Annotated in this window: 12 protein-coding genes; 3 read left to right on the top strand and 9 right to left on the bottom strand. The window is 63.8% G+C overall.

Annotated features, from left to right (window positions below; all coding sequences use genetic code 11):
- Nucleotides 1-17: 17 nt before the first annotated feature.
- Nucleotides 18-824: an endonuclease/exonuclease/phosphatase family protein gene (locus FJ425_RS12805; protein ID WP_181170758.1), complete on the top strand. Its 807-nt coding sequence runs from the start codon at nt 18-20 to the stop codon at nt 822-824.
- A gap of 12 nt (nt 825-836) precedes the next feature.
- Here the strand turns inward: FJ425_RS12805 and FJ425_RS12800 are convergent, their stop codons facing one another.
- The 6 genes from FJ425_RS12800 to FJ425_RS12775 form a co-directional block, all read right to left on the bottom strand.
- Nucleotides 837-2,801 (bottom strand): glycoside hydrolase family 127 protein, encoded by a 1,965-nt coding sequence (locus FJ425_RS12800; RefSeq protein ID WP_140723893.1) that lies wholly within the window; start codon nt 2,799-2,801, stop codon nt 837-839.
- Between the two features lie 18 nt (nt 2,802-2,819).
- On the bottom strand, nt 2,820-3,677 hold the full coding sequence (locus tag FJ425_RS12795; protein ID WP_140634152.1) for a carbohydrate ABC transporter permease: 858 nt from the start codon (nt 3,675-3,677) through the stop codon (nt 2,820-2,822).
- Entirely contained in the window at nt 3,677-4,597 is a 921-nt protein-coding gene (locus FJ425_RS12790; protein WP_140723890.1) for a sugar ABC transporter permease, read from the bottom strand. Before FJ425_RS12790 ends, FJ425_RS12795 begins: the two co-directional genes overlap by 1 nt.
- A gap of 338 nt (nt 4,598-4,935) precedes the next feature.
- Nucleotides 4,936-6,183 (bottom strand): sugar ABC transporter substrate-binding protein, encoded by a 1,248-nt coding sequence (locus FJ425_RS12785; RefSeq protein ID WP_140723887.1) that lies wholly within the window; start codon nt 6,181-6,183, stop codon nt 4,936-4,938.
- Between the two features lie 76 nt (nt 6,184-6,259).
- The gene (locus tag FJ425_RS12780) at nt 6,260-7,303 is read right to left on the bottom strand and encodes a LacI family DNA-binding transcriptional regulator (RefSeq protein ID WP_140723884.1); all 1,044 of its coding nucleotides are present in this window, start codon (nt 7,301-7,303) and stop codon (nt 6,260-6,262) included.
- A gap of 179 nt (nt 7,304-7,482) precedes the next feature.
- On the bottom strand, nt 7,483-8,424 hold the full coding sequence (locus FJ425_RS12775) for a hypothetical protein (protein WP_140723881.1): 942 nt from the start codon (nt 8,422-8,424) through the stop codon (nt 7,483-7,485).
- A 275-nt stretch (nt 8,425-8,699) separates the two neighbouring features.
- Between FJ425_RS12775 and FJ425_RS12770 the strand changes: the two genes are divergently transcribed.
- Together FJ425_RS12770 and FJ425_RS12765 are read left to right on the top strand one after the other, a co-directional pair.
- On the top strand, nt 8,700-10,013 hold the full coding sequence (locus FJ425_RS12770) for an outer membrane beta-barrel protein (protein ID WP_140723878.1): 1,314 nt from the start codon (nt 8,700-8,702) through the stop codon (nt 10,011-10,013).
- Between the two features lie 118 nt (nt 10,014-10,131).
- Nucleotides 10,132-10,671 (top strand): dihydrofolate reductase family protein, encoded by a 540-nt coding sequence (locus tag FJ425_RS12765; RefSeq protein WP_140723874.1) that lies wholly within the window; start codon nt 10,132-10,134, stop codon nt 10,669-10,671.
- A 92-nt stretch (nt 10,672-10,763) separates the two neighbouring features.
- Here the strand turns inward: FJ425_RS12765 and FJ425_RS12760 are convergent, their stop codons facing one another.
- The 3 genes from FJ425_RS12760 to FJ425_RS12750 all read right to left on the bottom strand — a co-directional run.
- A complete protein-coding gene (locus tag FJ425_RS12760; RefSeq protein ID WP_140723871.1) occupies nt 10,764-12,065 on the bottom strand; it encodes an HlyD family type I secretion periplasmic adaptor subunit in 1,302 nt (433 codons plus the stop codon).
- Between the two features lies 1 nt (nt 12,066).
- The gene (locus tag FJ425_RS12755; RefSeq protein WP_246673494.1) at nt 12,067-14,079 is read right to left on the bottom strand and encodes a type I secretion system permease/ATPase; all 2,013 of its coding nucleotides are present in this window, start codon (nt 14,077-14,079) and stop codon (nt 12,067-12,069) included.
- 35 nt (nt 14,080-14,114) lie between these two features.
- The coding region (locus tag FJ425_RS12750) for a hypothetical protein (RefSeq protein ID WP_210239101.1) at nt 14,115-15,353 on the bottom strand (1,239 nt) is incomplete at its 5' end.

Genomic DNA, 15,353 nt, shown 5'->3' with positions numbered 1-15,353 from the left:
AATCGAGCATCGGGATCATGGAGATAGACGACATCAAAGGACGCAGCCTGCCCGAGACCGTGCTGCTCTCGATCCGCAGCAGAAGCGCACGCAAGGCGAAGGCGACGCCGCGCAAGCGCGTCAACGACACTGAAATCGTCGTTGCCTCCTACAACGTCCACAAATGCATCGGCACCGACCGCAGATTCGACCCCGAACGGACGGCACGCGTCATCCGCGAAATGAGCCCTGACGTGATCGCGCTGCAGGAGGCCGACAACCGCTTCGGCGACAGGGCCGGGCTGCTCGACCTGGCCCGCCTGGAGCTGGAAACGGGGCTGGTGCCGGTGCCGGTCAGCGGCAACGGCAAGGGCCATGGCTGGCGCGGCAATGTGCTGTTGTTCAAGCGCGGCACCGTGCGCGACGTCCACCAGCTCAAACTGCCGGGACTGGAGCCGCGCGGCGCGCTGGTCGCCGAGATCGATCTCGACGAGAAACGGTCGCTGCGCGTCATTGCCGCCCATCTCGGCCTGCTGCGTCGTTCGCGTTCGGAACAGGCCCGCGTCGTGCTCGACATCATGAGCAGCGCCGACGAGAGGCCGACGCTGCTTCTGGGCGACCTCAACGAATGGCGGCTCGGCAACCGCTCGGCGCTGAACACGCTGCACACGACCTTCGGCCCGACGCCGGCGGTGCCGACTTTCCCATCCGGCCTGCCGGTGCTGGCGCTCGACCGCATCATGGGCAACCGGCACGACCTGGTTTCAGGCGTCGAGGCGCATGACACGCCGCTGTCGCGGGTCGCCTCCGACCACCTGCCGCTGACGGCCTTCGTGCATCTTTGAGAGAAGCCGCGTTCAGCCTTCCCTCAGCCAGACCAGCATCTCGCCGGGATCGCGATTGTCCCAGGCGAAATAGGGAACGGCCTTGAGGTTCGTTTCCTGCGTCACCGGCGGCTTCGAGCGATAGAGGTCGGCGCCCCAGTTTTCCGTCTCGGCCCTGCTGCCGATGGCTGAAAGCGTGACGACGCCGCCGAGCAGGTTCGGCTCCTTGTGCGCCTCGATCCTGGCCGTGCGCGATAGCGCTATGCGATGCAGCCCGCCGCCATTGTCGGTTTCCTCGACGCAATAGATCAGCGGGCCGCGCGCGAGCGCCACACGGCCGATGTCCTGGCGCACCTGCGGATTGGCGAAGAGGCGCGCCATCGACATTTCGAGGTCGAGCTCGACCTTGTCGCCTTTTTGCCATTCGCGGCGGATCGCTGCATAGCCGTCGACCGTCGCCGCTTCGAGATCGACGAGCTTGCCGTTGACGCGCAACGCCGCCTTGCGGCACCAGGCAGGTATGCGCAGGTGAAGCGTGAACTCTATGGGCGCCTCCGGCCCGATCTCGATCGCAATCGCGCCATCCCACGGATAGTTGCTGGCCTGGACGAGGCTGACCTGCTGGCCGGCGATCTCGAAGCGGGCGCTCGAATCGCCGTAGAGGTGCACGGCCAGCGCATCGTCGGCGAGGCCGTAGAAATAGCTGCCGATCGACGCCACCATGCGGCCGATATTGGGTGGGCAGCACGGGCAGCGGTGCCATTTCCAGCGATGATGGCCGCCCCGGCTCTCCAGCGGGTTCTCGTAGAAGAACAGCGAGCCGTCGAGCGATAGGCCGGAGATCGAGCCGTTGTAGAGGGCGCGTTCCATCATGTCGGCGTAGCGGGCGTTCGGGCCCATGCCGAGCATGCGGCTTGCCCAGAACACCAGGCCGACCGAAGCGCAGGTCTCGGCATAGGCGGTTTCGTTGGGCAGGTCGTAGTCGTTGGTGAAGCCTTCATTGTCGGCCGACGGGCCGAGGCCGCCAGTGACGTAGAGGCTCTTCGTCGTGAGATCGTCCCAGAGCCGCTCGAGAGTCACCTTGAGCGTGTCGTCACCATACTCGGTCGCGATATCGGCCATGCCGGAATAGAGATACATCGCCCTCACCGCATGGCCGACGACTTTGTCCTGCTCGCGCACCGGCTTGTGCGACTGGTTATATTCATAGGTCTTGAAGTGGAAATCCTTCGGGTCGGCGCCGCGCGCCAGCGCCTCCTCGTCGAAATAATGCGGCTGCTGGCCGCGCTGGTCGATGAAATACTTAGCCAGCTTCATATATTTGTCGTTGCCGGTGGCGCGCGCGAGCCTGACCAGCGCCAGCTCGATCTCCTCATGGCCGCAATAGCCCTTGCGCTTGCCGGGCTCGGGACCGAAAGTGTCGGCGATGTGGTCGGCATAGCGGCTCATGATGTCGAGCAGCTTGCGTTTGCCGGTCGCTTGAAAGTAGGCGACGGCGCCTTCGATCAGATGCCCGGCGCAGTAAAGTTCGTGGCAGTCGCGCAGGTTGGTCCAGCGCAGGCCGGGCTGGATGCGCTGGTACCAGCTGGAGAGATAGCCGTCCTCCTGCTGCAGCTTGCCATACATGTCGATGACGGCGTCGATCTTCTTTTCCAGATCTGGATTGCGGCGCCGGTAGAGCGAATAGGCGGCGGTCTCGATGGTCTTGCCCCAATCGGAATCCCAGAACATCTGCGTCGTCACGGTGCGCGCGGTAAAACCGTCGCTGACATGGAAGGGGATGACGACGCCGGGCGACGGCACGTCCGGATCGATCTGCTCCAGCATGTGCGCCTCGACACAGCGGTCGTAGAGGATGCCGGCGGTCTTGGCTGCCACTGCGTCGACACGGTCGCCCCAGAAGCCGTGGACATCGACCTGCGGCACTGGCAACGGGCGGAAGGCGAGCTTCGGCTTGGCGGAGGTGCCGGTCGGCGCGGCGGGCTGCGTTGCGGTCATGATTTCACTCCATTCGAATTACTTGACGGCCCCGGCCATCAGGCCGCGGATGTAGAAGCGCTGCAGCGCCAGGAACAGGATCAGGCAAGGCACCATCATCACCGTGACGCCGGCCTGCACGGCGCCCCAGTCGATGGCGCCGAAGCGGCCGGACTGAAGCGCGGTCATCATCACCGGCAGGGTGAATTTGGACTGGTCGGTCATCAGCACGAGCGCTGCCAGGAACTCGTTCCAGGCGCCGAGGAAGGCGAACAGCGCGATGGTGACGACGCCCGGCCAGACCAGCGGCAGCATCACCTTGACGAGCATGGTGACATTGTTTGCGCCGTCCATGCGCGCGGCCTCCTCGATCTCGCGCGGCACGGCATCGAAGGCGTTGCGCATCATGAAGATCGAGAACGGCAGCTGCAGCGTGACGTAGACGCAGACCAGCCCGGTCAGCGTGTTGTGCAGGCCGAGCTTCGTCAGCACCAGGAAGATCGGCGTCAGGATCGACTGGAACGGGATCATGATCGTCGACAGGATGAGGACGAAGAAGAAATCCCTGAACGGAAAGCGGAAGCGCGAGAAGCCGTAGCCGGCAAGCACGCTGACCAGCACCGAGAGCAGCACCGTCATAACCGAGACATAGATGCTGTTCTGCGCCGAGACCCAGAGCCCGTCGCCGAAGGAGTTCAGCGTCTGATAATTCTCGATCGAGAAGCCGGTGGTCGGCCAGGGCGGCAGTGGCGGCTGGCGCGCCTCCTGCGCCGGCTTGAAGGTCGACAGCACGGTCCAGACGATCGGCGCCAGGAACAGCACCGATGCGATGATGCCGGTGGAGTGCCTGGCCAGGCTGAAGCCGACTTTGCGGTTTTGCGACATCGCCTCGGCCATCAGTCGAGCCCCTCGGGCTTGCGCAGCAGCCAGAGCTGGATGAGGCTGAGCGCCACCAGGATCACCAGCAGCACCATGGAGAGCGCGGCGCCGTAGCCGAGCTTGAACGAGACGAAGGACTGGTTGAAGATCCAGTAGACCGCCGTCAGCGTCTGGTTGCGCGGACCGCCGCGCAGGATGATGTAAAACTGGTCGAAGGCGAGGATCGAGCCCGCCACCGACAGGATCAGCGCCAGCGCCAGCGTGCGGCGCATCAGCGGCAAGGTGATGGCCCGGAACCTTGCGAACGGCCCTGCCCCGTCGATGACGGCGGCCTCCTGCAGGTCCTGCGGGATCGACTGCAGCCCGGTCATCAGGATGATCATGGTGAAGCCGGCGACTTTCCAGACCACCATGGCGATGATCGACCAGAAGGCCGGCTGGAAGGTGGCGAGCAGATTGATCTTCTTCGCGGTCAGGCCGAGATCGAAGGCGGCCGGGCTGAACAGGCCGGAATCGACGTTGAGCAGCCAGGACCAGAGCAGGCTCGCCGAGGCGAAGCCCACCACCGCCGGCATGAAGAAAGCGGTGCGGTAGAGATTGGTCAGCGGACGCGGTTTTTCGATGAAGATCGCCAACGGAAACGCGACGGCGAAAATCGCGATGGTGACGATCACGGTGTAGTAGAACGTAAATCTCAGCGCATTCCAGAAGCGCGTGTCGCGCAGGATGGCAAAGTAGTTGTCGAGGCCGATGAAGGCATGCTCGCCCATCAGCGGCCAGTTGTGGAGCGACATCCAGGCGGTCATGCCGAGCGGGATGACGAAGAAGACGGTGACCAGGGCGACGGCCGGCAGGACATAGAGCAGGCCCACCCATTGCCGGCGGCTGACGCCGATGCGTGAGCGGGCGGGAGCGGAGGTTGCGGTGATGGCGGTCATGGCAGCGCCTCCCCTTCCCCCCCTGTGGGGGAAGGTGGCCGCGAAGTGGCCGGATGAGGGGTGTTCCAGCGGAGTGAGACGTTGGCTATCCCTGGAACACCCCTCATCCGTCTCGGCGCTGCGCGCCGATCCACCTTCTCCCACAAGGGGAGAAGGGGGAGCGAACCTCGCGGCGCCTCAAATTGGCGATGCTGGTGAATGAGCTTTCTCAACGCGTCAGTTCCTGCCATTCAGCGATACAGTCCCCGGCCGCCCGGCCAGGGAGACGGGGCGGGCGGCCGGTCAGAGCCTTGGCGGCGAGGCGTTGCGCTATCCTCGCCGCCGGTTGGCCCTGGTGTCTACTTGTTCGGCGCCTGGTCGATGATCGACTGCATGGTGTCCTGCGCGTTCTTGATCGCGCCGTCGACGTCGTCGCCGAAGAACACCTCGTTAATCATCTGCGTCCACGGCCCGTTGGCCGAGTTGATCAGGTCGTTGAATACCACCGAATAGGGCGTCTTGCCCTTGGCCATCGCCTCGGCCGCCACCTGGTAGCGCGGGTCGAGATCCTTCAACGCGTCCTTGGCGATGTCGTTGCGCACCGGCAGGCTGCCATATTTGGCAAGGATCGTCTGGCCCTCGAGCGAATAGGCGAAGTCCAGGAACTCCTTCACCACGGCGATCTTCTTGGTGCCCTTGGTGACGACGAAATTATCGCCGCCGGCAAAGGACGACCAGCCGCCGTCCTTGCCCGGCAGGAAGGTGATGCCGTAGTCGACGTCCGGGTATTGCGTGTTGAGCGCGCCGATGGCGAAGGCGCCGGACGGCGAGATGCCGATCTTGCCGCCGGCGAAGGCGGCGAAGAAATTGGCGCCGGTGTCGGTCTGCGCGCCCTCGGGCACCAGCCCCTTCTTGACCATCGAGCGATAGAGGTCGATCGCGCCGCGCAGCTGCGGGCTGTCGAGCGTTGCCTTCGAGCCGTCTTCGGACAGGATGTCGCCGCCCGAGGCCCAGATCAGCGGCGTGAAGGTGAAGATGTTGCAGCCGCCGCAATTGCCGGAGAAATAGAAGCCCTTGATGTCGCCGCCGAGCGCGTTGACCTTTTCGGCGTCGGCCTCGATCTCGGCCCAGTTGGTCGGTCCCTTCTCGGGGTCGAGCCCCGCCTGCTTGAACAGCTTCTTGTTCCAGATCAGCACCGAGGCGTCGGCTGAGAACGGCAGGCCGTAGATGCGGTCCTTATAGGTGCCGGTCTTCACATGCGCCGGCGACAGGCTGGCGAAATAGGGCAAGGATTTCGCCCAATCTGTAATGTCCTCCAACTGGCCGGCGGCGGCGAAGGACGGCGTGTAGATCAGGTCGAGCGAAAGCGCGTCGGGCGCGGTGCCGCCGGCCGCGGCCGCGCCATATTTCGGGATGATCTCGGCGTTGGGAATGATGTCGAGCTTGATCTGGTCCTTGTTGGCCTTGTTGAAGGCGTCGACGATGCGCGGCATGAAGTTCGAGCCGTCGGCGCGCACCCAGATGTTGGCGGTCTCGGCGGACGCCGCCTGCAGGCCGCCGCCGATGACGGCCGCGGCTAAAGCCAGCTTGGCAAACATGGTCTTCATTTTACTCCTCCTCATGGTTCTCCTCCCGGTTTTGGCCACGCCGCTCGGCGGAACCGAGCGCGTAAGCCTTGTTGCTTCATTGCGGCGGACTGCCGCATGACTGACGCACCACCAGCCGGCACGGCAGTTTCCTGATGCCCGGCGCGGCCGGCTGGCCGTCGACGAGCGAAAGCAGGGCAAGCCCGGCCTCGCGGCCGAGGCTTGCCAGGTTCATGTCGATGGAAGTGAGCGGCGGGCGCGTCGCCTCGGCCACGATCTCCCAATTGTCGAAGCCGATGACGCCGACATCGTCGGGCACGCTAATGCCGCGCTCGCGCAGCGCGTCGATGACGCCGCGGGCAATCTGGTCGTTGCCGCAGAATACGGCGTCGGGCCAGCTACCCGCCTTGCCGAACAGTCTTGCCACCGCATCGCGCCCCCAGGCTTCCGACCAGGCGCCGAGCAGCGGCTCGGCTGTGGGCAAGCCGTTCTCCCTCAGGACGTCGCGATAAGCCTCGGCCCGCGTATGCACCACGGCGAAGCTCGCCGGGCCGCTGACATGGGCGATGCGGCGGCGCCCGAGCCGCAAGAACTGCTCCACCGCCAGCCGCGCGCCGCCGGCATCGTCGGAGACGAGGCCGACCGCGCCGGGATCCGGCTGGGTGAAGGCGTAGACGACCGGGATGCGCAGGTTGGAGAGATCGACCGGCAGATGGCGGTCGATGCGTTTTCCCGTGGCGACAATGCCGTCGACCCGCTTGTCGAGCATGGCCTCGACATGCAGCTGGCCGAGCCGCTGGTCGTCCTCGACATTGCACAGGAACACCGACACGCCCTTGTCGACCAGCGCATCCGAAACGCCGGCCATCAGCGGCAGCGAGAAGCGGCCATAGGTATCGTTGGTGAGCAGCCCGACGGTGAAGGAGCGTTTTCGCAAGAGACTCTGCGCCAGGCTGTTCGGCCGGAAGCCGAGCATCCGCGCCGTCTCGCGGATGCGCTCGCGCGTTTCCGCAGTCATCCGCCCCTGCCCGTTCAGCGCCTTCGACGCCGTCGCCACGCTGACGCCGGCCGCGGCGGCGACCTCGCGCAGCGTGACCGGCGGCTTGGCGGAAACTGGCGCTGGCTCGGCGTCGGCGGACATTGGCGCGGCGAATTCCCCTAGCTGGGAAAAGGTTTTCTCTTACCGCCCTGCGGTGATGACAAGTGAGGTCAGCGAGCGCGGAGCGGATTGGGAAAAGGTTTTCTCAGGTGGAGATTAGGGGAAGGTGCGGAGGTTGGCAAGGGGCTTGCGAAGAGGCGGAGCTTGGCGCTCCATCCGCACTAAAATAGGTCCGCCTCGTCCTCCCACCGAACCAGCGCGAATTGCTCGATCTCATATTCGCTGCGCAGATGGTCGCCCCAGGAGAACCAACGCCCGATGGGATCTTCGCCCTCGGGGCGGAACGTCGGCCCAGTGGTCGGATCGCCATCGACGCCGGCTATCAGTTCGCTCAGCACTTGATCCGAGCCATCGGGAGACAGTTTCTCTCCGCCATCGAGGAATCCGGCCGAAACTTTGTTGAGGAATGTTGCTAGATCCATTGATCCGTCAGGCAGCGCCTCAGGCGAATGGAAGCAGAGGTCGGTTCCGCTCTCGGTGAAGCTGTACTTATGCGACGCGGTGGAGACCGCAGCGTGCGGTGGCACAGAAATATGCTCCGCGAAGACGGGCATTCGGTCGAACCTGATCCGACGTCCGCCGTCCTCGAGCAACACCTGCTCCAAATCCCAGGGATAGTGGCGCCAGATCCGTCCCCACAGCGCGAGACCGGACCAATGCAGATTGAGTCGGTACGCCGAGCGATCCAAAAACAGCGGGCAAACATAAGCCGCATTGCCCAACCCGCGATTGAGCAATCGTTCGCGCAAGCGAAGCAGGACGTTGTGCTGAAAGTCGCGGTGCGTCTGCTGCTTCTGGCGCAGAGGAAAGTAAAGGGCGCGCGGAGTCGTGGCCAGTCCCGCTTTACGGCGGTCGGAAACAATCTTCGAGGTGCTGAAATCCGGATAGGCCGCCGGCCGCTTGAACTGCATGTAGAAGGGTCGAAATCCGCGAATCTTGCCATGGAGCCGTGCATCCGCGCCGAGCCAACGCTCCTTGCCCCTAGAAAATGGCTCAATCGAAAAGCGATGCCGAGGAAAGCTCAACAGAGTTAGGAAAGATTCCAAAGCGAAGCCGACGACATCCTCCGTATAGTTGGCGTCAATCCGCAGACCTTGTCTCATAATTTTTTCCCCTCGTTAAGTTTCCGTCGATCGAATAACATGCTTTGCGGCATGATGGACAAAATAGACTCCTGCAAAACCATCCGAGATCTAAGACGCCGCCGGCATCGCCCGTGTTGAAATGATCGCCGCCATCCGGCTGGCCATTTTCGGGAGCATCGCCTGCTTGTACCTGTCGTAACGGCAGTTTGCCCATGGGTGTGGTATTTCTGCCACCACAAATTCTCACAACCCCTGCTAGAACCTCGACGGGTTTTAACTTGGGGTTCTGAATCATGCTTCTTCGTATTTCCGCGAAATCCGTTTTGTTGGGCGCCGTTTCGGCCGTCGCTTTGATGTCGGCCGCGCAGGCCGCCGACGTGGTCCAGCAGCAGGCTGCTCCGGGCTTCAACTGGAGCGGCGTCTATGTCGGCTTCGGCGTCGGCGCCGGCGCCAATGTTCACAAGCTCAGCAGCGATTTTGTGCCGGGCCTTTCGCTGAACGGCATCGGTGGTGAAGGCGTCTACGGCCAGGTGACTGCCGGCTATGATTACATGGTATCGCAGCGCTTCCTGCTCGGCGGCCTGATCGACGCGCATGTCGGCACGATCAAGACTTCGCTCGATGCCGGCGGCCTCAATGCCGATATCAAGGAAACTTACGGCTTCGATGTTGGCGTTCGCGCCGGCTACCTGTTGACGCCGACCACGCTGGGCTATGTCCTGGGCGGCTATGCCTGGCAGAAGTACAAGCTCGACACCAATGCCGGCTTCGGTTTCGATTGGGATCAGGGCGGCTACTTTGTCGGCGCCGGTGTCGAAACGGCTATCAGCAGCAACTGGACGCTAAAGGGCGAGTACCGCTACACCCGCTTCAGCACCAACGACAGCCTGCTCTCGGATGCCGGATTGCCGGCGCCGGACGGCACGCTCAACCTCGACACCTCGCGCCATACGTTCGAGGTCGCCGCCAGCTATCGCTTCAACGCCAATGACGGCGGCGGCGCCAGCTTCGAGACGCCTTCCTACAACTGGACCGGCTTCTATGTCGGCGGTGGGCTCGGTGCCGGCGCGGTCGTGCACCAGATCGAGATTCCGCCGCTCGCCGGCGCCAAGTTCAATGGCCTCGGCGGCGAAGGCGTGTTCGGCGAAGCCAGCATCGGCTACGACCAGGAAATGGGCAGCTGGGTGATCGGCGGCCTGGTCGACGCGCGTCTCTCCGGCATCAAGTCGAAGCTTGATCTGGGTGGCATCCTGGGCGGTGTCGACTCGATCAGCCTCAATACCGATTATGGTTTCGACGTGCTCGGCCGCATCGGCATGAAGGTCAACGAGGCGACCCTGGCTTATGCGCTCGCAGGCTACAGCTGGCAGCACTTCAAGCTCGATGCTCCGGCACCGCTCGACGTCGATTGGGGCTCCAGCGGCTTCTCGGTCGGCGCGGGCCTGGAAACTGCCCTGTCGGACAAGATGACCGTCGGCATCGAATACCGTTACTCGCAATTCGAGAAGGAAGACTTCTCGGATGCATTACCGATCCCGAGCGGTCTCGCGATGGCGACGCCGTCCTTCCACACCGTGCGGATCGACGCCAAGTACAAGTTCAACTAAGCCAAGGCCTCCAGCCAAAGCGAAAGCCCGCCGGTCATTCCGGCGGGCTTTTTTGTTTTGTCGGGAATGCGCCGGCGTGGCCGTCCTATGGTGCGAGACCTAACCAATGGAGGATGCCATGAGAAAGCTCATCGTCACCGAATTCATCACCATCGACGGAATCGCCGAGCACGAGAAACTGCCAGAAATAGCCTGGAACGATGAGATGCAGGCATTCAAGGAGGATGAGCTTGCCGACAGCGGCGCCATGCTTCTCGGACGCGTGACCTACGAAATCTTTGCCGGCCACTGGCCTGCCGAAAAAGGCGACTTTGCCGACCGCTTCAACGCACTGCCGAAATATGTCGCCTCGACGACCTTGAAAGCGGTCGATTGGCATCCGGCCGAATTGCTCGAAGGCCCCCTTACCGATGCGGTCACCCGGCTGAAGCAACGAAGCGGCGGCAACATCTATGTGCATGGCAGCGTGAATCTCGCCCGGCAACTGCTCGGCGTTGGCCTCGTCGATACCCTCAGACTACTCGTTTATCCGGCAGCCGCAGGCCAGGGCGAACGGCTTTTTCCTTCGGACAAACCGATAGCGCTCGAGCTTGTCTCGGCCGTGCCGTTCAGCAATGGCGTGGTGGCGATGGAATATAGGGCGGTCGCGAAAGCTTAGACTAGAGGGGCGGTTTTCCGTCCGGAATTGCGTCAAAACAAAGAGATAGGGCGTTTCGCCGTTTCCGTGAAACGGTGAAACGTACTGGTGGCCTACTGTCTAAATGCCCGGCTGATCTGGTCCTGCAGCGGCTTGACCAGATAAGACATCACCGAGCGATCCTCGGTCCTGATGAAGGATTCCACCGGCATGCCGGGAACCAGCTTGACCTCGCCGAGCCGCGCGACCTCCGCGGCGGTCGTGGTGATGCGCACCGTGTAATAGCTGACGCCGGTGCGTTGGTCGATGGTGATGTCGGGCGAGGTCCGTTCGACCACGCCGTCGATCTGCGGCGTGGTGCGCTGGTTGAAGGCCGAGAAGCGCAGCGAAGCGGGCTGGCCGACCCACAGCTGGTCGATGTCGCTCGGCGCGATCTTGGCTTCCACCGCAAGGCTGTCATTGTCGGGCACGACCTGCATGATCGTCTCGCCCGGCTTCACCACGCCGCCGATCGTATAGGCGATCGACTGCTGCACGACGCCGTCCTGCGGCGCGCGGATGTCGACCCGCTTCAACTGGTCCTCGGCGGCGACCTTGCGTTCCAGAAGCTCGCCCATCCGGCCGTCGACATCGCGCAGGTCCTTGTTCACTTCGGTGCTGAGGTCGAGATCGATCTGGATGATCTGCAGCTTGATCTCGGCGATCCGCCCCTGCGCCTGAGCCTGGGCCGCAACTAGCTGGCCGCGTTCGCCGTCGAGGCGCGTGGCCTCTCGCTCGGTCTGGGTCAGCCGGTCGATGGAGATGAGCTTCTTGGCCCAGAGCGTACGCACCGAGGCAAGCTCCTTCTGCACCAGCTCTATCTCCTTGCTCTTGGCCTCAGCCTGCGCCGTGTCGCCGGCGATCTCCTTCTCGAGTTGGGCGATGCGTTCCGCAAGCTGGCTCTTCTGGCCCGCGCGCGACGTGCGCCGTGTCTCGAAATGCTGCTTTTCTCCGGCCACTGCCTCGGCGACATCAGGATCGGCAATGCGGTCCAAAAGCTCGTTCGGAAAGATGATGGCATCGCTGCCGCGGCGCTCCGAATCGAGGCGCGCCTTGCGCGCGGCGAGCTGGTCGAGCGCCTTGCTCACCACGCCAAGGTTGGCTGCCGGCACAGTGCGGTCGAGACGGACCAGAAGATCTCCAGCTTTCACGTGGTCGCCGTCCCGGGCGTCGATCTCCGCAACGATGCCGCCGGTGGAATGCTGCACGTCCTTGACGTGGGAATCGACGACGAGGATGCCGGGGGCGATGACCGCGCCGGCGATTTCGGTGACCGATGCCCAGCCACCGACGCCGCCCGCAAGCAGGATCACCACGCCGACGCCGAGCCGCGTGTAGAAGCGGATGGATAAATGCGAGGCGCCTGATGTAGCCATGTCAGCGCCCTGCCTCGGTTCCGTCGGCAACGGCCAGATGGGGACCGTCGGAAGCCACTCTCAGTTGCGGGGCGCCGGCCGGCACCGGCCGCAGCGTCGGGAACATCTTGGCGAACACCTCGTCCTTCGGGCCGAAGGCATGGACGCGTCCCTGGTTCATGGCCAGCACGAAATCGACGGCCGCCAGCACGTTCGGCCGGTGCGCGACGATCACGACAACCCCGCCCCGTTCGCGGACGCCCAACATGGCCTTGATCAGGGCCTGCTCGCCATCCATGTCGAGATTGGAATTCGGCTCGTCGAGCACAACGAGGAAAGGATCGCGATAGAGCGCGCGCGCCAGCGCGATGCGCTGGCGCTGGCCGGCCGAGACCGCCTCGCCATGCTCGCCGATCTCGGTCTCGTAGCCTTCGCGGAAACCGACGATCAGCTCGTGCGCGCCCGCCGCCTTCGCCGCGGCGATGATGGCGCCGGCGTCCGCGTCCGGCTCGAAGCGCGCGATGTTCTCGGCCACGGTGCCGGCGAAGAGCTCGACATCTTGCGGTAGGTATCCGATATGGCGGCCGCGCTCCGCCTGAGACCATTGATCGAGGTCGGCGCCGTCCAGCTTGATGCGGCCGGCGAGCGGTTGCCAGGCGCCGACAAGCGCGCGCACCAGCGTGGACTTTCCCGACCCGCTGGGCCCGATGATACCGACGCCGTGGCCGGCCTCCAGAGCGAAGCTTGCGTCGTGGACCAGCAGTCTCTGCGTGCCCGGGGCGCCGACCGAGACGTTTTGCATGCCGACATTCGCGCTCGGCGGCGGCAGCAACATCGGCTCGGTTTCAGCCGGCAGCGCCGCCAGCACCCTGTTCAGCCGCTGCCAGCCCTGGCGCGCGGTGACAAAGCCCTTCCAGTTGGCGATCGCAAGATCGACCGGAGCCAATGCGCGACCGCTGAGGATCGAGGCGGTGATGATGATACCCGCCGTTGCCTGCCCCTCGATGACCAGCCAGGCGCCGAGACCGAGCATGGACGACTGCAGCAGCATGCGCAGGACCTTCGATATCGCGCCGAAGCCGCCTGCCACATCGCTCACCTTGCGCTGCTCGGCGATGTAATCGAGGTTGGCGTCTTCCCACCGCGCGGTAAGACCGCCGGCCATCCCCATGGCGGCAACGACTTCGGCGTTGCGATTGGCGGCGCTGACCAGGCCGTTGCGGCGGATGCCGCTCGACGTTCCGGACGAAACCGGCTTTCGCGTCAGCCGTTCGGCCATGATCGTGAGCGCGACCAGCACGATCGCGCCGACCAGCGCCGTCACGCCGAGCAGCCAGTGGAACATGAAGATGATAAACAGATAGAGCGGCAGCCATGGCAGGTCGAAAAGCGCCGTTGGCCCGCTGCCCGACAGGAAGACGCGGACGCTGTCGAGGTCGCGCATCGGCTGCAAGCTGTCGCTGTCGCGGCCCGTCCTGAGGGGCAGACGCAGGATTGATTGATAGACTCGGCCGCCGAGCGCTTCGTCAAGCGCCCCGCCGATGCGGACGAGCACGCGTCCGCGCACGAATTCGAGCACTCCCTGTCCGCTATAGAGAATGAGGAGCAGGATGGAGAGGCCAACCAGCGTCGGCAGGCTGCGGCTCGGCAGCACGCGATCATAGACCTCAAGCATATAGAGCGAGCCGGCGAGCATCAGAACGTTGAGCACGCCGCTGAACAGTCCTACTGCGAGGAAGGCGGAGCGGCAGGCGCGAAGCGCTTCGGCAAGTTCCGAGCGCTGAGGGCGCCTGGCGGGTTTTGCTGCCGGGCGAGCGCTGGCGCCGATGTTTGCGACTGTCGCGCGCCCACTGACGTCGTCAGAGCGCGCGCGAAACAGAACCAGACCGCCGAAGGCGGCGACCGCTGTTGCGCCCAACACCGTGCCCCCTGAGAGCGATCCGCGCGCAACAATCGCCACGCCAAAGATGAGAAGGACGAGGCCTGCCAGCGTCGTCCTCGCCTGCCCTGTGCCGAGCATGCCAGTTGTTGCCATGGCGGTTTTCACTAGGCCCGATTAGATCACACCGCTCAGCTGATGCCCGTCAGCCCCACAACCTCGTGCAGCGTCACCCAGAACTGGTCGAGCGTATTCGGGTGGTCGTCGACGATGCTGGTGCCGTTGAACCAGGCAACATGACCGCCGGGGCCGGGGCCGGAGGTCACCAACTGGCCCTGGTTGAACCACATCAGGGCGTTCTTCAAGCCTTCGCCGTCGGCTTCCTTGCCCCCGTTCCAGTCGGTGATGCCGGCAGGATCAGTCACGTCGACATATTTGGTCCAAGCATTGGTGTTAGTCTTGAGCGCGTTGCCCAGTAACGCTGTGCCGGCGCCGTTGGTGTCGATGAAGCCGTCATTGTTGGCGTCAAGGTTAGCGCCAGCCGTAGACCAGGCGCCTTGGCTCTTAAGCCACATCACCGCTTCGTCGATCAGATTATCGGGCTGAGCGACGCCGTTGTTGATGTTGAGCTGGGTTGCAATCGCCTGCTGCAGCATGATTAGCCGCGCGTCACCGCCAGCCGAGGCGGATTCGATCGACTTCGCCAGCGAGATTGAGATCCACAGATCGTGCGTGTCGTTGGCTATGCCGTCGGAGTTGGTGTCGCCAAGCAGAAGATATTTGCTCTCGTCGATCTTCGCTGTGGTCAGGTCGTCCTTACTCGGATTCACATCGAGGCTGGACAACACGCCCGAAGCGTATGCGCTCTTGGATGGATTACCTTCGTTGCCGCCGACGTTGTCCCAAACATCCGTGTGGCTGCCCCAGAACCCTTGCGTCAGCGCCTTGTTGGAGAAGCCCTCATAGTCGCTGCTATCCGTGGCGCTCGGCGTGCGCGAATGTTCGGCGGTGTCTGTATATGCGTCGGTCGTGGCCGTCGCGTTGTTGACATAGCTACCCACCTGCGCCGTGCCCGTGGCTTGGTAGTGCCAGGTTTCGCCGATGTCGAAGACGCCGTTCAAATTGCCGTCGCCGGTGTTGAACCCGCTGCTGGTGATCGCCGTCGCATTGAAGTCGTCGCTAGGATTGAGCGGAGTACCATTGTCATCCTTCACAACCACGTTGGTGAGCGCGACATTGCCGTCATTGGTCACATCGTACGTCCAGGTGACCGCCTGACCTTGGAAGATGTCGAGGCCGTGGTCGACGCCGTTCGTCTTCTTGTCGAGCGTGATGTGCGGATCGGCGCCGAAATAGCTGGAATCGTCATGGGCGGTAACCGGCACGCTGTGACCGGCATCGTCCTGATAGGAACTCGTGGCCGTGCCGGT

The organism is Mesorhizobium sp. B2-7-2, assembly GCF_006440775.1.
Classification (GTDB): domain Bacteria; phylum Pseudomonadota; class Alphaproteobacteria; order Rhizobiales; family Rhizobiaceae; genus Mesorhizobium.
Note: the sequence above shows the minus strand (reverse complement) of the source record. Positions and strands in the feature narration are given on the sequence as shown.